18 protein-coding genes and 4 tRNA genes are annotated in these 18,880 nt (G+C 61.5%); 6 read left to right on the top strand and 16 right to left on the bottom strand.

From position 1 onward, the window contains the following. Nucleotides 1–6: 6 nt before the first annotated feature. From clpP to QLQ83_RS12455, 6 genes are all read right to left on the bottom strand, one after another. Nucleotides 7–627, bottom strand: a complete 621-nt coding sequence (gene clpP, locus QLQ83_RS12480; protein WP_278030914.1) for an ATP-dependent Clp endopeptidase proteolytic subunit ClpP — start codon at nucleotides 625–627, stop codon at nucleotides 7–9. A gap of 89 nt (nucleotides 628–716) precedes the next feature. Further along, nucleotides 717–2,087, bottom strand: a complete 1,371-nt coding sequence (tig, locus tag QLQ83_RS12475) for a trigger factor (RefSeq protein ID WP_282735845.1) — start codon at nucleotides 2,085–2,087, stop codon at nucleotides 717–719. Between the two features lie 262 nt (nucleotides 2,088–2,349). Beyond that, nucleotides 2,350–2,424: transfer RNA gene (locus tag QLQ83_RS12470), tRNA-His, on the bottom strand. Between the two features lie 24 nt (nucleotides 2,425–2,448). After that, nucleotides 2,449–2,523: transfer RNA gene (locus QLQ83_RS12465), tRNA-His, on the bottom strand. Between the two features lie 72 nt (nucleotides 2,524–2,595). Next, nucleotides 2,596–2,672 (bottom strand) — tRNA-Arg (locus QLQ83_RS12460). A gap of 67 nt (nucleotides 2,673–2,739) precedes the next feature. Further along, a tRNA-Pro gene (locus QLQ83_RS12455) sits at nucleotides 2,740–2,816 on the bottom strand. A 361-nt stretch (nucleotides 2,817–3,177) separates the two neighbouring features. Between QLQ83_RS12455 and folD the strand changes: the two genes are divergently transcribed. From folD to QLQ83_RS12435, 4 genes are all read left to right on the top strand, one after another. Beyond that, nucleotides 3,178–4,041, top strand: a complete 864-nt coding sequence (gene folD, locus QLQ83_RS12450) for a bifunctional methylenetetrahydrofolate dehydrogenase/methenyltetrahydrofolate cyclohydrolase FolD (protein WP_282735844.1) — start codon at nucleotides 3,178–3,180, stop codon at nucleotides 4,039–4,041. A gap of 118 nt (nucleotides 4,042–4,159) precedes the next feature. Then, nucleotides 4,160–4,627 (top strand): S-ribosylhomocysteine lyase, encoded by a 468-nt coding sequence (locus QLQ83_RS12445; protein ID WP_282735843.1) that lies wholly within the window; start codon nucleotides 4,160–4,162, stop codon nucleotides 4,625–4,627. Continuing rightward, a complete protein-coding gene (mtnN, locus tag QLQ83_RS12440; RefSeq protein WP_282736158.1) occupies nucleotides 4,624–5,358 on the top strand; it encodes a 5'-methylthioadenosine/S-adenosylhomocysteine nucleosidase in 735 nt (244 codons plus the stop codon). The genes QLQ83_RS12445 and mtnN overlap by 4 nt, the downstream gene beginning before the upstream one ends. 2 nt (nucleotides 5,359–5,360) lie before the next feature. Further along, nucleotides 5,361–6,359 carry an alpha/beta hydrolase gene (locus QLQ83_RS12435; protein WP_282735842.1) on the top strand — a complete coding sequence of 333 codons (999 nt, stop codon included), beginning with the start codon at nucleotides 5,361–5,363 and terminating at the stop codon, nucleotides 6,357–6,359. On the opposite strand, the gene QLQ83_RS12430 is transcribed toward QLQ83_RS12435, so the two are convergent. The 3 genes from QLQ83_RS12430 to pyrC form a co-directional block, all read right to left on the bottom strand. After that, the gene (locus tag QLQ83_RS12430) at nucleotides 6,286–7,542 is read right to left on the bottom strand and encodes a type II toxin-antitoxin system HipA family toxin (protein WP_282735841.1); all 1,257 of its coding nucleotides are present in this window, start codon (nucleotides 7,540–7,542) and stop codon (nucleotides 6,286–6,288) included. The genes QLQ83_RS12435 and QLQ83_RS12430 overlap by 74 nt on opposite strands. After that, nucleotides 7,532–7,834: a helix-turn-helix domain-containing protein gene (locus QLQ83_RS12425; RefSeq protein ID WP_282735840.1), complete on the bottom strand. Its 303-nt coding sequence runs from the start codon at nucleotides 7,832–7,834 to the stop codon at nucleotides 7,532–7,534. Before QLQ83_RS12425 ends, QLQ83_RS12430 begins: the two co-directional genes overlap by 11 nt. Nucleotides 7,835–7,946: 112 nt before the next feature. Continuing rightward, the gene (pyrC, locus tag QLQ83_RS12420; RefSeq protein ID WP_282735839.1) at nucleotides 7,947–8,984 is read right to left on the bottom strand and encodes a dihydroorotase; all 1,038 of its coding nucleotides are present in this window, start codon (nucleotides 8,982–8,984) and stop codon (nucleotides 7,947–7,949) included. A gap of 141 nt (nucleotides 8,985–9,125) precedes the next feature. Between pyrC and QLQ83_RS12415 the strand changes: the two genes are divergently transcribed. After that, a complete protein-coding gene (locus tag QLQ83_RS12415; RefSeq protein ID WP_282735838.1) occupies nucleotides 9,126–10,019 on the top strand; it encodes a DMT family transporter in 894 nt (297 codons plus the stop codon). A gap of 60 nt (nucleotides 10,020–10,079) precedes the next feature. Then, complete coding sequence (locus QLQ83_RS12410) at nucleotides 10,080–10,505, top strand: hypothetical protein (RefSeq protein WP_282735837.1); 426 nt, start codon at nucleotides 10,080–10,082, stop codon at nucleotides 10,503–10,505. Between the two features lie 185 nt (nucleotides 10,506–10,690). Here the strand turns inward: QLQ83_RS12410 and QLQ83_RS12405 are convergent, their stop codons facing one another. From QLQ83_RS12405 to QLQ83_RS12375, 7 genes are all read right to left on the bottom strand, one after another. Next, a complete protein-coding gene (locus QLQ83_RS12405; RefSeq protein ID WP_282735836.1) occupies nucleotides 10,691–11,932 on the bottom strand; it encodes an NAD(P)/FAD-dependent oxidoreductase in 1,242 nt (413 codons plus the stop codon). 81 nt (nucleotides 11,933–12,013) lie between these two features. Continuing rightward, nucleotides 12,014–12,472 (bottom strand): tellurite resistance TerB family protein, encoded by a 459-nt coding sequence (locus QLQ83_RS12400; RefSeq protein WP_282735835.1) that lies wholly within the window; start codon nucleotides 12,470–12,472, stop codon nucleotides 12,014–12,016. A 103-nt stretch (nucleotides 12,473–12,575) separates the two neighbouring features. Further along, the gene (locus QLQ83_RS12395) at nucleotides 12,576–13,856 is read right to left on the bottom strand and encodes an O-antigen ligase family protein (protein ID WP_282735834.1); all 1,281 of its coding nucleotides are present in this window, start codon (nucleotides 13,854–13,856) and stop codon (nucleotides 12,576–12,578) included. 288 nt (nucleotides 13,857–14,144) lie between these two features. Continuing rightward, nucleotides 14,145–15,209 (bottom strand): sugar-transfer associated ATP-grasp domain-containing protein, encoded by a 1,065-nt coding sequence (locus QLQ83_RS12390; RefSeq protein WP_282735833.1) that lies wholly within the window; start codon nucleotides 15,207–15,209, stop codon nucleotides 14,145–14,147. Nucleotides 15,210–15,370: 161 nt separating this feature from the next. Then, nucleotides 15,371–16,405: a sugar-transfer associated ATP-grasp domain-containing protein gene (locus QLQ83_RS12385; protein ID WP_282735832.1), complete on the bottom strand. Its 1,035-nt coding sequence runs from the start codon at nucleotides 16,403–16,405 to the stop codon at nucleotides 15,371–15,373. A gap of 288 nt (nucleotides 16,406–16,693) precedes the next feature. After that, nucleotides 16,694–17,881 carry a DegT/DnrJ/EryC1/StrS family aminotransferase gene (locus tag QLQ83_RS12380; protein ID WP_282735831.1) on the bottom strand — a complete coding sequence of 396 codons (1,188 nt, stop codon included), beginning with the start codon at nucleotides 17,879–17,881 and terminating at the stop codon, nucleotides 16,694–16,696. Next, on the bottom strand, nucleotides 17,874–18,827 hold the full coding sequence (locus QLQ83_RS12375) for an ATP-grasp domain-containing protein (RefSeq protein WP_282735830.1): 954 nt from the start codon (nucleotides 18,825–18,827) through the stop codon (nucleotides 17,874–17,876). The genes QLQ83_RS12380 and QLQ83_RS12375 overlap by 8 nt, the downstream gene beginning before the upstream one ends. Nucleotides 18,828–18,880 lie beyond the last annotated feature (53 nt).

Here is an 18,880-nt window from a genome sequence, read left to right as displayed (position 1 = left end):
ACGCTATCAGGATGTCGGCCGCTGTTCCAGCACCGCATCGATCAGGCCGTACTCCGCGGCCTGCGGGCCATTCATGAAGTTGTCGCGGTCGGTATCCCGTGCGATGGTCTCGATGTCCTGGCCGGTGTGGTGGGCGAGGATCTGGTTCAGCTTGTCGCGGATACCGAGGATCTCGCGGGTATGGATCTCGATGTCCGAGGCCTGACCCTGGTAGCCACCCAGCGGCTGGTGGATCATCATCCGCGAATTGGGCAGGCAGTAGCGCTTGCCTGCGGCACCGCCGGCCAGCAGCAGTGCGCCCATGCTCGCGGCCTGGCCGATGCAGACCGTGGAGACGTCGGGCTTGATGAACTGCATGGTGTCGTAGACGGACATGCCGGCCGTCACGGAGCCGCCCGGCGAGTTGATGTACAGGTGGATGTCCTTGTCCGGGTTCTCGGACTCCAGGAACAGCAGCTGTGCCACCAGCAGGTTGGACATGTAGTCTTCCACCGGGCCCACCAGGAAGATCACGCGCTCCTTGAGCAGGCGGGAATAGATGTCGTAAGCCCGCTCGCCGCGCGCGCTCTGCTCGACCACCATGGGCACAAGGCCACCGGCGGATTGGATATCGAACGGGTTGCTCATCTGGGTGATGTCCTTGGATCCGATGAATGGAAGCGTAGGGTAAGGTCCCTGCCCGACCACGAGGCCGGACAGGGTGCGCCGAGACGCGATCAGGCCTGCTTCTCTTCGCCCTGCTCTTCTGCCTCGGCCTCTTCGCCTTCCTCGGCGGCCTCGCCCTGCTGCTGAGCCGCGGCGAGGGCCTCCTGGTAGCTCATTTCCACGTCCTTGACGCTGGCCTGCTCGAGCAGGACATCGACGGCCTTCTCCTCAAGGATAGCCGACTGGACCTGGGTCTTGAGCTGGTCGTTGCCCATGTAGTGCTCGACCACCTGCTCGGGGTCCTGATACTGCTGGGCCAGCTCCTCGACCTTGGCCTTGATCTCGTCGTCGGTGGCCTCGAGCTCATGGCTCTTGATCACCTCGGCCAGCAGCAGGCCCACCTGGACGCGGCTTCTGGCCTGCTCGGCAAACAGTTCGTCGGGCAGCTGGCTGACGTCGAAGTCCTCGCCGAGGCCGAACTGCTGGGCCGCCTGACGCTTGAGGCCCTCGGTCTCCTGCTGCACCAGCGCCTGGGGCACCGGGATGTCGTTGGCCTTCTTCAGCGCCTCGAGCACTTGCTGCTTTACGCGATTGTCGACCGCCTGGGTCGCCTCACGGGTCATGTTCTTCTTGACCTCGGCACGGAACGTGTCCAGATCGCCGTCCTCGACCCCGAACTTCTCGACGAACTCGGCATCCACCTCGGGCAGGGCCTGGCCCTTCACGGCATGGACCTTGACCTTGAAGGTCGCTTCCTGACCGGCCAGCTGCTCGGCCTGGTAGTCCTCGGGGAAGGTGACCTTGAGTTCCTTCTCCTCGCCCGCCTTGGCACCGATCAGCTGCTCCTCGAAGCCGGGGATGAAGCTGCCGGACCCGATCACCAGCTCGTGGCCCTCGGCGCTGCCACCCTCGAAGGGCTCATCCCCCAGGAAGCCCTGGAAGTCGATCGTGACCTGGTCACCCTCCTCGGCGGCACGCTCGACCTCTTCCCAGCCGGCATTCTGCTTGCGCAGGGTATCGATCATCTCGTCGACGTCGGCTTCGGTCACCTCGACCACCGGACGCTCGACCTCGGTGCCCTCGATGGAGGCCAGTTCGACCTCGGGGTAGATCTCGAGGGTCGCGGTGAACTCCAGGTCCTTACCCGCCTCGTTGACGGTGGCCTCGATCTGCGGATACCCGGCCGGATTGAGCTCGTGCTCGGAGATGGCACGCACATAGCGCTCGCGCATCACTTCGCCCACCACCTCGTCGCGCACGCCGCGTCCGTAACGCTGGCGGATCACCGACATCGGGATCTTGCCCTTGCGGAAGCCATCCATGCGCACGTTCTTGGCGGCATCCTTGAGACGGGCGGCAACGGCCTCGTCGACCTCGGCGGCCGGCACCTGGACCTTGATGCGGCGTTCAATCTGGGAGGTCGTATCGACGGAAACTTGCATGAAATGTCCTCTACCGACTGGGGCGTTCTGTGAAAGCGTGAAAGGGTCAAAGGGCTGATTCTAAGAATCCCGCCCGGTACTGGCAAGCGCCGTGCCTGAACAGATGGGGGGCCTGACGGCACATTACAAGGGGCATGACGGGGATTTTTCCGCACCGGCTACTGCCGCGTTCGACTACGGGAAGGCGGGTCGACGGGCGACATGACACGCACGAAGCATCAGGGGAAGAACCGGGAAACGCGGGACCTGCTGAGGGAGGCAATGGGGTGGATGATGGGGATCGAACCCACGACCACCGGAGCCACAATCCGGGGCTCTACCACTGAGCTACATCCACCACTGCCTGGGGGTCATGTCGAGGTGGGGTGGATGATGGGGATCGAACCCACGACCACCGGAGCCACAATCCGGGGCTCTACCACTGAGCTACATCCACCACTACGACACGGGTCTTGCTGAAAGCTCTAACGCGTCGGCTGAACCGCTACCGGCCACTCCATGCGACACATGGCGCGCCCAGCAGGACTCGAACCTGCAACCTACGGCTTAGAAGGCCGTTGCTCTATCCGGTTGAGCTATGGGCGCATTCTACGTCTCAGAGCGCCTGACCGCAACCCGAAATGAGAAATAAAACTTCCCAATCAATGGGTTGTGGTCGGGGTGGAGGGATTCGAACCCCCGACATCCTGCTCCCAAAGCAGGCGCGCTACCAGACTGCGCTACACCCCGCCGGCTCTTGCACGGCCCTGACGCCGCCGCAGGGGCCTCGTCAAGCGCTGCGTATTCTACGGAACTTTCCCGGCGGGTCAAGCGAGAACCGCGCCACTGCCGCCATCGCGACACCGTTGAACATAGCGAGGGCGCCGGGGGCAGGCCGAAGAGGAGGTCCTACGCCAAGGATGGCGTCGGTAGCGCCCAGGGAAGGGTTTACAGCGCCTCCTCGCAGGCCTGCCGACGGATCAGCCCGAGCAATGCTGCTATCTGCACGAACCGCGCCACTGCCGCCGGGCCGCTTTGCCTTCGGGCCCCGGCATGCGAAAATCCCCCGCCCCGACTGAAGCCCATCCACCGCCCACCAGAGGGAAGCTCGATGACCGCCCAACTGATCGATGGCAAGTCCATTGCCGCCCGAGTCCGCCAGCAGGTCGCTCGCCAGGTGCAGGCACGCCGCGAGGCCGGAGGGCGCATTCCCGGACTGGCCGTGGTCCTGGTGGGCGAGGACGCCGCCTCTGCCGTCTACGTGCGCAACAAGCACCGCGCCTGCGAGGAAGCCGGCATCCGCTCCTTCAAGTACCAGCTGCCGTCGGATACCAGCCAGACCGAACTCGAGACCCTGGTCGACCAGCTCAACGACGACCCACGCATCGATGGCATCCTGGTGCAATTGCCGCTTCCCGAGCACCTCGACGCCCGCCCGATCCTCGAACGCATCCTGCCCCACAAGGATGTCGACGGCTTCCACCCCTACAACCTCGGCCGCCTGGCCCAGCGCCTGCCGCTGCTGCGCCCCTGCACCCCCAAGGGCGTGATGACCCTGCTGGAGGCGAGCGGGCTCGAGGTCCGCGGGCTGGACGCCACCGTGGTCGGCGCCTCCAACATCGTCGGCCGCCCCATGTCGCTGGAGCTGATGCTCGCCGGCTGCACCACCACCGTCTGCCATCGCTTCACGCAGAACCTGGAGGAGCACGTCCGGCGTGCCGACCTGCTGGTGGTCGCGGTCGGCAAGCCCGGTCTGGTCAAGGGCGAATGGATCAAGCCCGGCGCCATCGTCATCGACGTCGGCATCAACCGCCAGGAGGACGGCCGCCTGATCGGCGACATCGACTTCGCCTCGGCCGCCGAACGCGCCAGCTGGATCACCCCGGTCCCCGGCGGCGTCGGCCCCATGACCGTGGCCACCCTGCTCGAGAACACCCTGCAGGCCGCCGATATGCACGATGCCGAAAAGAAGTAGCAAGGAGCAAGGAGCAAGGAGCAAGGAGCAAGGAGCAAGGAGCAAGGAGCGTCGTGCACCTTTCGTCGAAGTCGGCTAGAATTACCTGCTCATTTTTCCCGACTCGCGAGGTCGTCCGATGACCGACAAGAAGATGAACGTCGAAAGCTTCAATCTCGACCACACCAAGGTGAAGGCGCCCTATATCCGTCTTGCCGACGTCAAGACCGGCGAGCACGGCGATACCATCCACAAGTACGACATGCGGATCTGCCAGCCCAACCAGGACCACATGGAGATGCCCGGCCTGCACTCCCTGGAGCACCTGATGGCCGAGATGTCCCGTAACCACTCCGACAAGGTCGTCGACATCAGCCCCATGGGCTGCCAGACCGGTTTCTACATCGCGATGATCAACCACGACGACTACGACGGCGTGCTCGATCTGGTCGAGGGGACCCTGAAGGACGTGCTGGAGGCCGACGAGGTGCCCGCCTGCAACGAGATGCAGTGCGGCTGGGCAGCGAGCCACAGCCTGGAAGGCGCCAAGGACATCGCCCGCGGCTTCCTCGCCAAGCGCGACGAATGGACCCGGGTCTTCGCATGAAGCGCATCGGCATCATCGGCGCCATGGCCCAGGAGGTCGCGGCGCTCGCCGCACAGCTGGAGGATCACCGCACCCGCCAGCACGTGGGCTGCACCTTCCACCTGGGCAAGCTGCGTAGCGTCGAGGTGGTGATCCTGCAGTCCGGTATCGGCAAGGTGAATGCCGCCATCGGCACCACCCTGCTGCTGGATGTCTACCATCCCGAGGCGATCATCAACACCGGCTCCGCCGGCGGCTTCGGTGAGGGACTCGAGATCGGCGACGTGGTCGTCTCCAGCGAGGTGCGCCACCACGACGTGGATGCCGTGGTATTCGGTTACGAACACGGCCAGGTGCCCAACATGCCGGCCGCCTACTTCCCGGACGCACGGCTGGTCACCATGGCCAGGGAGTGCGTCGAGGCGCTGGGCGAGGTCAACGTCGTGGAGGGCCTGATCGCCACCGGCGACGTCTTCATGGCCTGCCCCGAGCTGGTGGCCACGACCCGCTCACGCTTCCCCACCATGATGGCCGCCGAGATGGAGGCCGCCGCGATCGCCCAGACCTGCCACCACTACGGCTGCCCCTTCGTGGTGATTCGCGCGCTCTCCGACATCGCCGGCGGTGGCGACAACCACCTCTCCTTCGCAGAGTTCCTGGAGAAGGCCGCCGATCACTCCACGCGCATGGTCACGGCCATGGTCGACCGCCTGGGTCACCACAGCCGGCAGGCCGAGACGGTCGAGGGCTGAGCATGGCTCGCGCCACGCGTGGCTGGTGGGGTCTTGTCCTGTGCCTGCCCCTGCTGATGGCTGGCTGCGCCACCCATCTGGACAGTAACGGCCCGGTCACGGCCTCGGGGTTGGCGGAGCCGGCCGACTTCGCCTTCGAGCGCCTCGCGCCGCTCACCTATACCCCACCCGACTGGCCAGAGGCGCTCGAGGCACGCGTCCTGCTCCCGGACACCCCAGAGGGCCGGCTGCGCCCGGCGGCCCTTCTGGTGCACGGCGGGGGATGGCAGCGGCGCACCCCCGACGACATGGACGAGATCGCCGAGCGGCTAGCCGAACGCGGCTACGTGACGGTCAATATCGCCTACCGCTTCGCCCCGACCTATCGCTTCCCCGCGCAGCTCCATGACCTGCAGCAGGCCATGGGCTGGATCCACGACAGGGCCGATGAATGGCGCATCGACACCGACCGCATCGTCGGTGTCGGCTACTCCAGCGGCGCCCACCTGGTCAGCCTGCTCGGCGTGCTGGGAAGCAATGGCCCCCTGACCGCCCCCCACGGCGGCGACCACGCCCGGCTGGCCGCCGTGCTGGGCGGCGGCCTGCCGAGCGATCTCTTGAAGTTCGATGACGGACGCCTGGTGGTGGAGTTCATCGGCGGAACCCGGGCCGAGAAGCCAGACGCCTATCGGCTCGCCTCGCCGATCTACCACGTCGATGCCGACACTCCGCCCCACTTTCTCTTCCATGGCCGCTGGGACAGCCTGGTCCCGGTGGACCATGCCACCGACTTCCACGCCGCTCTCCTCACCCAGGGCGTGGAGAGTGAGCTCTACCTGCAGCACTACCGCGGGCACTTCACCAGCTTCCTGACCCGCGACAACGCCATCGAGGCCGGCATCGCCTTTCTCGACCGGCAGGTGCAGGAAGAGGAACCCAGCTCGCCCCTCACCCGATACGCCACTCAGGCGCCAGTGCCTTCCAGTGACTCCTCAGCACACGCTGATGCTCGTCAGCCATAGGCAGTGACGAGAGCTGTGACGGCCACTGGCACCTGGCGCGCTCGACTGTCTCGGCCAGTACTTGCCGTATGGCCGGCCAGGACACGCCAACCTTTTCCGACCAACGGCGAAAGTCGTCTTCGTTGAGCCGATACCAGTCCTTCTTTCCATTCAGGTTCAGGGCGGCCTCGCGCTCACCTTCGATATAGGCTCGCGTCGTCACGATGTCATAGGCCGGCGCCATCGAGGGCGTGTGCTGATCCGGGTACAGCAAGCTCCAGTTCTTGAGATGCGCGTCGCCGTTCGCCAGCAAAATGTTCACCAGCAGCCGACGAGCGAATTCCTGAACCGACGCCAAGCCATCACCGGTAAATTCCCGCAACAAGCGGCCAATCTGCTCATAACTCGGGCCGTCGTATTTCTCGTGAGGGTAGCGAAACAGGACCTGTGCCATGTCCTCGGTATGAACGCGCGTTTGCTGCACGCGGTCGAAGCGACGGATGGCATAGGCATTGGGCTCATCAGGCAAATTGATATCGGGCAGGCCTTCCAGGGCTTCCAGCGAAATCAGTCGAATGTTAGGAATCTCGACCCCGGCACTCTCGGCCAGCCGCATGGAGGTGAACTCTGCCTCGGGTAGCCAGGGGTGACGGGCGGAAGGCGGCTTGATAATCCAGTTCCCTGGACCATCCCCGCCCGACAGACTGAAGCGCCCCTCGCTCTCGCGCATGGAGAACTTCAACTGCACACCGGCCAGCGAGAAGCCTTCAGCCCCTCGAGCCTCCTCGGCGATCGGGGTGACACTACGCCGGTGGGAGAGTACCCACTCAGGCATGTCATCCGGCTTGACCGGGGTTGCCACCAGCGCTCCCGGCAGGTCATGCCCAAGTCGAGCCAGCAAGGGAAACTCGTTATCGGGGTGCACCTTGAGTCGTGAGGCCAACCAATCACGAAGGGACCCTTCAGGCAGCAGGTTGGAAAACCAGGGATGGAGGCGTTGCTGGCGAATCCAGGGACGCGCCATGAGAGCGTCGGCTCGAGGAGAGTTCGACATCAGGCTCAGGGTCAGGGTGGGTCTTCCAGTATCGAGACGCCAGGCTTCGTCGAACACCATGATATTTCGACCACCCTGGTAGCCCGCCAGATAGCCGATGCGATGGCCGTGCAACGACAGTGCCAGCATCTGAACACTCTCATCCGTCATGGCCGCTCTCCTCGTCACCCAGCAAGCCCTGCCAGGGGTCGACATCGAGGGCGGGTGCCGCTTCCTCACTGTCCTCCAGCAGCGCCTTGACGGCATGCCACTTTTCGACAGGAACCAGCATCAAGCGGGCGTTGACGCCATCCGCTGCCAACGCGAGCGTATCGAGGCGCGGGTTCCCCCCCGCTTCCAGGCGCTGGTACTGCTGCCGAGTCATCCCGGTCCGTGAAGCGACGTCCTGCTGGGTGAGTTCGAGCGCCTGGCGGCGGCGCCGAAGCTGATCGAGAAGGGCCATTGAAAGCACCTTTTATGTTGCATATTGAGCAGTATAGCAACATATAAGGTGCATGCTAATGCCGAAACCAGGTCCTCGACACAAGTGTCATCCCTGTACCCTGGAAATGCCCTTACGCCTTGAGCCGCCACGCCAGCGTCTCGCCGGCGGCTAGGGGCACGATGGTCTGGCCCTCGGCATAGGGCAGCGACTCGGGCAACTGCCAGGGCTCGCGCACCAGGGTGACGGTACCGGTGTTGCGCGGCAGGCCGTAGAAGTCGGGACCGAAGTGACTGGCGAATCCTTCCAGGCGCTCCAGGGCCCCGGCCTGTTCGAAGGCGGTGGCATAGAGCTCCAGGGCCGCGGGCGCGGTGTAGGCGCCTGCACAGCCGCACGCACTCTCCTTGTCACCACGCGCATGGGGGGCGCTGTCGGTCCCCAGGAAGAACCTGGGGCTGCCCGAGGTCGCGGCGGCCAGCAGCGCCTGGCGGTGGCGCTCGCGCTTGAGGATCGGCAGGCAGTAGTAGTGGGGGCGAATGCCGCCCACCAGCATGTGATTGCGGTTGAACAGCAGGTGGTGGACGGTGATGGTGGCGGCGACATTGGCCGGCGCCGCGGCCACGAAGTCGGCCGCCTCCGCCGTGGTGATGTGCTCGAAGACCACCTTCAGGTCCGGATGGCGCTCGAGCAGCGGCTTCATGACCCGCTCGATGAACACCGCCTCGCGGTCGAAGATGTCGATGTCGGCGTCGGTGACCTCGCCATGCACCAGCAGCGGGATCCCCAGCCGCGCCATGGCGGCCACGGCCGCGTCGCAATGCGCCAGGTCGGTGACGCCTGAGGCCGAGTTGGTGGTCGCCCCGGCGGGATAGAGCTTCACCGCCTGCACCAGGCCGCTGGCATGCGCCCGCTCGATCTCCTCGGCCGGCGTATCGTCGGTCAGATAGAGCGTCATCAGCGGTTCGAAATCGGCCCCGGCGGGAAGCGCCGCGAGGATCCGCTCGCGATAGGCCAGCGCCTGTTCGGTGGTGGTCACCGGCGGCGTGAGGTTGGGCATGATGATGGCGCGCCCCATCTGGCGGGCACTGGCGGCCACCACGGCGGTGAGCGCCTCGCCGTCACGCAGGTGGAGGTGCCAGTCGTCCGGGCGAGTCAGGGTGATCGAGTTCACGGCAGGTCCTGTATCGAGAGCATCAAGGTCGTCATGAGCGAAGGTGGAGCCAGTATATCGCAACCCCGCCGCCGACCCGAGGCCACGCCAGGCCGTTTGTCTGCTAACATATCCGACCGCTCTTCCACGCCCCGGAGCCCGATGCCGTCCGTTGACCCGAAACGTTCGCCTCTGCGTGCCGACTGCCTCCTGCTGCTGGTCACCCTGCTCGCCGCCGCCGGCTGGATCTTCTCCAAGGAGGCCCTGGCCGGCATGCCGCCGCTGCTGTTCATCGGCACGCGCTTCCTGATCGCCGGGGGCATCCTGGCGCTCTTCGCCCTCCCCGCCCTGCGTCGGCTCTCCCTTGCCGATTGGCGGCGGGCCGCTGGCGTGGGGATGATCTTCAGTGCCGCCATTTCGCTGTGGGTGCTCGGCCTGCATCACTCCCGCCATCTCGGCGAGAGTGCCTTCATCAACAGCCTGGGCATCCTGCTGGTCCCGGTGGTAGCACGCCTTCTGTTCGGTGACCGGCCGCCGCGCACCACCTGGATCGCCCTGCCGGTGGCGCTGGTCGGCTTCATGCTGCTGTCGTTGAACGCCGGCTTTCGTATCGAGCCCGGCCAGTGGCTGATCGCCGGCTCGGCGCTGCTCTTCTCGGTGCTGATCAATGCCAATTCGCGGGTGGTGCGCCGGGTGCCTGCCCTGCCGCTGACGGCGATCCAGTTGCTGGTGGTGGGCCTGGTGCTCACCCTCGCCTCGCTCCCCGTCGAGACCTGGCCGTCACGCCTCTCGGCGGCCACCCTGGGCTGGGTCGCCGCCAGTATCCTCTTCGCCAGCACCCTGCGCTTCTTCCTCCAGGTTCACGCCCAAGGGCTGACCACCCCCAGCCATGCCGCGGTCATCCTGATGCTCGAGGCCGTCTGGACCGCGCTGATGGCCGCCTGGTGGTTCGGCGAGACCATGACGCTGCTGCAGCTGCTGGGCTGCTCGCTGATCTTCGCGGCCCTGCTGATCAATCGCTGGTACTGGGTGCGCCGACTCTTCAAGCGGCGCTGAATGCCGTATCATGGCGCCAGCGTTCGCGTCGCCACCGATGCCAGGCCCCATGAGGACTCGATGCCCAAGGTAAGACACTACGCCGATATCGTTGCCATCCTGGCCGGCCTGATGTGGCTGGTGCTCTACTGGTCCGTGAGCATCTCAGCCCACCTCGGCAGCATCGAACCCAGCCTCGCCGCCCTGCTGATGGTCGGCAGCCTCATCCTGATCAGCTTCGTGCACCGCCCCATTCGCGTGCTGCTCGGCCGCTACCATGTCCGCAAGCGGCGCACCGAGATGTGGATGCATATTCTCGCACTGCCCCTGACCCTGGCCTTCCTGCTGGCCATCGTCATCGACCACCTCATCACCCCGATGAACGGCGAACAGAAGATGTTGCTCTTCAATGCACTGGCTACGGCCGGCTGGCTGGTGTTCGTCTTCACCCTGGTGATCAAGCTGCTGCTCCACCTGGTCCAGCAGAAACGCAAGGCGAAGCGGTAAGCCGCATCAAACGCCGAGAAACTTTCGGCTATGGAAGCTTGGGTTCGTCGTCGCGACTTGCAGCGCGACCAGGGGCTAAGTCTTTGTAGGAGCCGTGCTTGCACGGCGATTTACCCCCGGCTGTTCAATTCGCGGTGCGAGTCGAAACGTCGAACCGACCGCTCCCACAACCCCCTTCCTCCTCCTCAAAACCGATCGGCCCGGAACGGCGCCATATCGATTTCCGGACGCTCCCCGTCCATCATCTGCGCCAGCAAGCGACCGGTGGCCGGTCCCAGGGTAAAGCCCTGGTGGCCATGGCCGAGTGCCAGCCAGAGCCCCTCCTGTCCCGGCGCCGGGCCGATCACCGGTTTCATGTCCGGCGTGCAGGGCCTCGCGCCCTTCCAGGGTTCGGCATCCAACCGCTCGCCCAGCGGAAACAGCTTCTTCGCCACACGCTCGGCGGCGGCCAGTTGCTCCAGGTGCGGCGGCGCTTCGAGACGCTCGAGTTCCGCGCCAGTGGTAAGGCGAATCCCCGCCTGCATCGGGGCCAGCAGGTAGCCGATCTCGGCATCCATTACCCAGTGCCCGAGCCTGGCCGAGCCGGTCACACCGTAATGCATGTGATAGCCGCGCTTGACGAACAGCGGGATCTCCAGCCCCAGGCTCGAGAGCCAGTCCCGCGACCAAGGGCCCATGGCCATCACCACCTGCTCGGCCTCGAGCACACCCTCGCTCGTGGTGACCCGCCAACCACTGCCGCGGCGAACGACGTCCTTCACCTCCGTCTGACACACGCGGCCCCCTTCCGCCTCGAAGCTGCAGGCGTAGGCCTGCACCAAGGCACCGGGGTCGGCCACTGTCCAGGGTTGCTCCCAGTGGATTGCCCCGGCCAGGTCATCGGCCAGATCGGGCTCCATGGCCGCCAGCCCCCCCGCATCCAGCGCCCGGTAACGGACTCCGAACCGCTCGGCGTTGGCCGCAGTATCGCGCAGGCGCGCCGCCATGGCCTCCCGGGTACGATAGACCTCCAGCCAGCCCTCACGGCGCACCAGCGCATCGGCTCCGGCCGCCTCGACCATCGGGGCATGGGCCTCCAGCGACAGGCAGATCAGCGAGGCGTACTCGGGCACGATGCGCGCATAACGCTTGGGGGCCGAGTTCTGCCAGTACTGCAGCAGCGGCCCGGCGGCCTGAACCATGCCACCGGGCCGGTAACGGATATCCACCTGGCGGTTGGGCAGCACCCGCAACATGGTGACCAGGTCACGCGGAAAGGGATAGGGTTGCACGGCCTCGCGCTGGATGATCCCGGCATTGCCAAAGGAGGTCTCGCGCCCCGGCTCCCGGCGGTCGACCAGGGTCACCGAATGGCCCCGCCGGGCCAGGTGCCAGGCCACCGACACCCCCACCATCCCGGCTCCCATCACGACGATCTCACGCGCCATCTCTGACTCCTTGTCTGCTGTTCGGGGGCTGGTACCTCGAGCATGCACTCTCCCTCCAAGAAGGGAAAGCCGGGCTCGGTATCAGTCGGCCGTCCCCTCCTGCACCTGCAGCTTGGCGCGGATGAAGTCCGAGTGGCCGACATGCAGCAGCTCGGCCAGGCGACGAATACGGTGCTCCTCGAGGTGGTGCTGTTCACCATCGGCCAGCGACAGCGACCACATCATGCGCACCAGCTCGCAGCGCTGGTCGTAGTCGAAGTGCTCCTTGACCAGGCTGACGAACTGGTAGTGATCGACGGCCGAGTCGGCCTCTTCACGGGCCAGACGCATCAGGTCATCGAGGTCTTCGTCCTCGAGGTCGAAGCGCCGTTGCAGCAGCTCGCGCAGCAGGGCGACTTCACTGTCGTCGAGGTGATAGTCGGCACGTGCCACCTCGAAGAGCAGTGCCGCCGTGGCAAGTTCCAGCGTCGGTGCGGCCTGGTCGGTGCCTCCGCCATCAGCCATCATCTCGCTGAAGAAGCGCTGTATCGAATCGATCATCCATAGGTCCCGTGAAAGAAGTCAGGCGAAAAGATGTTGACCTGGCAATCCTATCATGCTCCGCCATGATTACTCTTCCAGATTACGCTGCATGCTCAGCCCATTACCCGCTCACCATATGCCCAGGGCTATGAGATGTTGGTTCGAGTGACCTCAGCACTGCCCAGCAGCCCACACAAAGCCCGAGGTAGCCGCTGAGGCCACGGACATCCCGCAACATGGACTGCGAAAGCCCAAAGACCATAAAGGAGGTCACAATCATCACCCCAGCGATCGCCACCAGACGCACGTTAGGATCTGGATCCTTGCGGCAGCGCCAGAACATCGCAAGTGGTACCCCATAGAACGCCACTAGCGAGACGAGTCCTATCAGTCCTCTTCGTGCCGCGGTATCGATAACGTCACTATGAAGCTGTGTGAATTGACTGACTCCTGGATGCAGCAAGCCCTGAGCCACAAGGGCATCACGAGCGGACTGCAGCCCTGCATCACCCCACCCCATCATCGGGCTTTGGCTGAAGAGCACCACGCCTGCTTTCCACATTTCGAAGCGAAGTCCTACGGAGCCACCACGGTCATCCAACAACCAGTATGCCTGGAACTGATCCACGGCAGCCGCCAAGCGAGAACCAGGTTCACCTAGAACAATCACCCCGACAAAGATCAGCAAGACCAAGGTTACGGCAAGCCAGTTTCGACGTCGCCAATGGCGCACTTCGTGATCCGGCATACTTTGCCAGGCAATCCAGACAAGGAGTGCCAGCACAGGCGCTGCCACCCAGCCACCACGAGTGCCCGACAACAGTGACGCCATCATGCCGCCGGCAGCAGCTGCGAGGGCGAACCATACCTTTCCGCGCGCGCAGCGCCCCTTTAGCAACCACCAAAAGGATGCAGTTAACGACAAGCATCCAAGCAGCAGAGCAAGATTACCGAAAGGGATCGAATTCATGCCGTTACCAACCCTGTCATGCATCAGCACCCGATACTCGAACAGTGCGATGCTCCCTGCCAACAGGGATCCGGTACAAAGACCGGCCCACCATAGCGCAGCGGAAGGGGGGAATAGGCGAAGCCATATCAATACCATGGCCGCCAGAGCCGGCCAGAGTGGCATGGCGATCCCATTATCAATCCACCAATTTCCGGGCTGCCAGACATCCAACAGCCAGATGGCCGTATACAAAAACAATGCAAGGCAAAAATTCAAATCTCGGATGTCCAGGCGAGATGATACATGGCGCATTACAGGCAGACTGACCAAAATCACTCCAAGCACCATCAAAGGGATAATAGCGTACCCCCGAGGGATGACTATCAATAATGCCAGAAAAGAAAAAAGAAACCATCCATTGGTAAATACAACAAATCTTGACATGGTCATATTTAAGCGTGAACTCTGATATCAATTGTACGGTTAACCCCGGAATCCTTGCGTCCGAGGCCGAGATCTTCTCTGGCACTCCCGCTGAGCAATGATTGATCACCGGCATTACCTTTCTCGATGTCCGTGATGACTGGCCAGGAGAATACTGGCCTCGTTACCCCCTCCTTTGAAGGCCCTACTTATCCCCCACTTTCGGTAGCGGCAGAGTCCCGGATGAATTTCTGTAGGAGCTCTCTGGCTTCCAGCAGAGGATAACTCCTGTAGCCCATTTTATCATCCCGGACTCTACGCTTGACCAATATATTCTGAAAATATATTTTTATATATAGGATGTGACTTGAATCCGCCGCATGCAATTTGCGCCATAACCAAGTGAGGGCAGCTGTTTCCCTCTATGACGACCGGCCCGTCGGGGGTGAGGGCGATATCCCAACCGATAAATTTACATTCGAAAAGTCTGGCAGATTTTTTGACTAATTGTTCTATATCCTTACCAAAAGGTATCTTTTGTCGATCAAATTTTAGCTTCGTATCTGGATGGGACTCAAACACATCTCCCCCTTGATTTAGATATGTCATTCCACACCCAGAAAGCTCCCACTTCTCGACATCAACAGGAACGAACAATCCTCCGGAGCTTCCATTATCAACCACGCTTCCATGCCTACCGAATCTCATCAATGCAGACGAAATCACTACGTCATCCATCTTCTCATCCAGGTAAGTATGAACCCTAATAGTATTAATGCAACCTGAATAAAAATTATTAGAAAAATCATGTTGTACCAGGCCTTCCTGAAAAAGATACCTAGTGTCGCGCATAGCGTCAAAAATCTTTAAATCACCCACTACTTTCTGTAAGGTTCCTTCATCCACTTTGAATGCATTCTTTCCACCCGCACCATCAACTGGCTTCACAAATATCGATCTTGAACGAGACTCAACCATAAGCGATACAAGAAAGGACGAGAGTTCTCTACTGGACTCTATAGTAAAACTCCCATTTTTTGCGTTCAGCGTATAGCCGTCGCTGTTCGCTAACACATTGGCGGTAGCCACCCCTTCCTTATCGAGAATCTTCGAAAACATCAACTTGTCATCAAGACTTGAGTCGCTCCCGCCCCCTTTTTTATGAAACATGTTGTTTATCACCCTATACATGTCATTGAAGCCTATATAGTTTCTGTAACCATCTCTGCCTCTTTTATACAAAAGATTGGTAAAGTAATAATAGGGCACCTCCTTTTCAATAATCGCACAATGGAAGGACTCTTTTATAATGTTTAAAACACTCTTCCTGTCCGGATCACTGACCATACTTGCCAGACACCGATAACGTTTATCTTTCATTCATTTACCCTCGGCATCAACAGTGTCACAAGCAACCAGGTCAATTTGCGACAGAGACCTAAGACTGACCGCGTCAATTTAAGTCAAATTTTCAAGGACTCACGCAATACCTACCACTTATTCTTGCAAGACCTCGGGCCAAGCAGTTCGAAAAGTCGATCTCAACGGGCATGATCGATCCTTTCTATATACCTATCCAGATCGGACCTCAACCCCTTTCTCACCGGAAGTTGCCATAACAACTTACCCCAGTTATGATTTCCTTCCACGAGATAGACCCCTGAATTCGTTACTGCAACATCCCAACCCACGATGCTTGCCCTTGGCTCGACCAGGGCCGCACTCTTCGCCAATTGTATCACCCCGTCCCAATGGGGGATTTCAATGCCGTCAAACCTGATCCCCGAGATTGGATGTTTATCGCAATATTCGGCCACGCCAGAACTCGTGTTGACCGCCTCCCCCATGACTCTACCCGTATCCGAGTCGACTTCAGCCGCATATCCGCCCAAAGAAAGGTTATCGACATCCTCACCATTCCCGAACCTGACCCTGGAAAATAGCACTTCCACTTCTTGACCATCCGTGTAAGTGACAACTCTCACAGTATTCAGGCATGATGGATTCACGGCCCGCAATGCCTCATGGTTGATGAGTGTTCTCTCCACAATGTATTTCCGGCCACTCCTCAACTTTCTTCTCAGCTTGTCATGAACCTCATCGACAGTCAGTCCGCCAACCTCAATGATAAATCCTCCAGCACCACATTGACCATCCTCGGGCTTGAAAAACCAGCTAGTACCGCCTTGACTGAGCAACCGTTTCACTATTGAATCGTCACTATACGGCCAGGAAACAACCCCTAAATGCTCTGCCATTAAATGGTCAAATTTTACGCGAAAGCGTTGCTTTGATGAAAAAGTCGGTATGATTTTTTTTGGAACAAATCGCCTTTGCGCCATCCACATTGCTGTCGTGCCTGCCCAATCCAACCTGTCTTCTTTACCCATCCCATGGAAACAAAAATAAAAATACTCGGAAGGTGAGATCTTGTAATAAAGCGTCGACACCATCAGGTCGCTCAGGACCCCCAACCTGGCAAAGCCACCATCGCCTCGAGCAGCATTGGAGAGCCTCCATATTTCTCGCCAATCGGTCTTGAGCAAACAATACCCCCACCCGATCAAAGTCTTCATCACCGCACCTCAAGCCTGGAGTCTTTCAGTAGCACCGAGTCGTTCATTCCCGCCATGCGGCTGACCGCGGCTCGCTTCTGGACAAGGCTTCATTGACTGAATAAATGGAAAGTGTGAGCTACTTCAGAAGGTCGGAGCCGTTCAATTGGTTGGCATCCTCCCTATCTGTCAATGCAATAGTCACCTAAACGGATTGCGAGGTGATCAATATGCGTTATCTCGCATAGCATAAGGACGCCGCTTCGGTGCCCTACTCCATCGGCGTCCTGTTACAGGGGTTCGTTCCCCTCACCGTGCCGCGCGCTGCATCACTTCCTCCAGCACCTGGCAGGTTAATTCCACTTCCGCCTCGGTGAGCGTGGGGTGGCAGAGGAACATCAATGCTGTCTCGCCCAGACGCTTGGCCACCGGCAGCGACCGCTTCGGAACCCATGTACTGCCCTCGAAGGCCTTCTCGCGATAGATCTCGGAGCAAGATCCGGACAGGCAGGGCACCCCGGCCGAGCCGATCTCGGCGAGGATGCGGTCGCGATCCCACCCCGGTCGTAGGCGCTCGGGCTCCACAAAGACGTAGGCCTTGTAGGCGGCGTGTTCGAGATGGGCCGGCGGCTGGGGCACCCGCAGACCCGGGCAGGCACGTGCCACGGCCCAGATCCGCTCGGCATTGGCACGCCGAGCCCGTTTCCAGGCCGGTAGGCGCAAGAGCTGAAGCCGGCCAATGGCGGCCTGCATCTCAGTCAGCCGCCAGTTGCTGCCGAAACTCTCATGCAGCCAGCGAAAGCCGGGGGGATGCTTACGCTCGTTAACGGCGGCCCAACTCTTGCCATGGTCCTTGTAGGCCCACATCTTCCGCCAGAGCTCGTCATCGCGGGTAGTCACCATGCCGCCTTCCCCACCGGTGGTCAGGATCTTGTCCTGGCAGAACGACCAGCAGCCGACATGCCCCAAGCTGCCCACGCTGTGGCCCTGCCAGGTGGCACCATGGGCCTGAGCACAATCCTCGATCAGGTAGAGCCCGAGACGCTCGGCCAGAGCCATCAAATCGCCCATCTCGCAGGGCCAGCCGGCCAGGTGCACGGCGATGATGGCACGAGTGTCAGGGGAGATGACCGCCGCCACGTTGGCCGCGGTGATGTTCTGGGAATCCGGGTCCACGTCGGCGAACACCGGCACGCCCCCCACGGCGACAATGCTTGAGGCGGAGGCCAGGAAGCTGCGCGGGGTGACGATCACCTCATCACGGCGTCCCGGGTGGCTACCGATGCCGAGCCCGCGCAACGCCAGTTCCAGAGCCAGGGTGCCATTGGCCACGGCCACGGCGTGGCGAGTGCCAACGAAATCGGCAAACTCCGACTCAAAGCGGCTGCCCTGCTCGCCGGTCCAGTAGTTGACCTGATTGGAGAGCAACACGGCATGTACCGCCTCGGCCTCCTCCTCGGAGTAGCAGGGCCAGGGGGAAAAGGGGCCATCAATCATCGAAGGCCTCTCGTGTCAAGAGCTCGCTTTCCTTCATGACCACCGGCGCATCATCGACATCACGCAGAAAGATCATGTCGTCCTGAAACACATAGTGCTGATATGAGGAAGAGAACTCGTCGGGGTTCAAGTTAGCCTCAAGGTAATCGAGTGGCAGATTTGCGCCGGCCCGAGCCAGTGCCGACACGAAGGCCACGAACCTCACGTTGATTTCAGTGATCATCGGCTCTCCGTTTGCCGCCTCCTTGAGATCCGCCGTGAACACGCCGTGCGGCTCAACGCCATGAAGACCAAAGACCTCCCGGATAGCGTCATCGGCGATATCGACCAGGTGTCTGTCATTGATAAGGCGTCCAAAAGAGGTGTTGCCGGTGATGCCTGACGGGGCCACCTTTGCCATGATGTATTCTACCCGTTCGGCACACGCCGAGCGCAGAAGCCGACCATCGACATAGAGCAGTTTGCAGGCCAGATTCCTGCCTGGCAGGAATTCCGAGGCGATGAACTCTTCAACTGCGGGGTTGATACGTACCCATTCGTCGAGTTCTCCCCGGCTGCTGACCTTCAGGGAGCCAAGACCGCTCGACCCGATGGTGGAACGGACCCAGAACGGATAGGGTAACGGCAACTCGCTGATATCATCGCCGTTAGAGAAGGTACAATGCTTCGGCAGGTAATGCTTTCTGTGCAGAACACGGTGCAGTGCTTTCTTGTCCACCAAGGTGCTAGTCGCCTGATAAGCGGGAACGAATGCCTGGCAGGGTAACCTTCGTTCTTCCTTGGCCCTGGCCCAGACAAGCACCTCGACTTCAGGCATAACTACCGCAAAAGAGATCTCGTGCCTGTCGACGATACGACCGATAGCAGGCCAATAATCTTCGCTATCCGCCGCTGGTACCACGTAGGACTCGGCGTAACTTTCGCGATCATAGAGGCCGATGGCCAAGGGACTCGCATCCACTCCCACGAACCGATAGCGCTTGCACCCCGTCTCCAGAA

It is taken from the genome of Halomonas rhizosphaerae (genome assembly GCF_030010555.1).
Lineage (GTDB): Bacteria > Pseudomonadota > Gammaproteobacteria > Pseudomonadales > Halomonadaceae > Halomonas > Halomonas rhizosphaerae.
The sequence above is the reverse complement of the archived record's forward strand: the minus strand, read 5'-3'. Positions and strand labels throughout refer to the sequence as shown.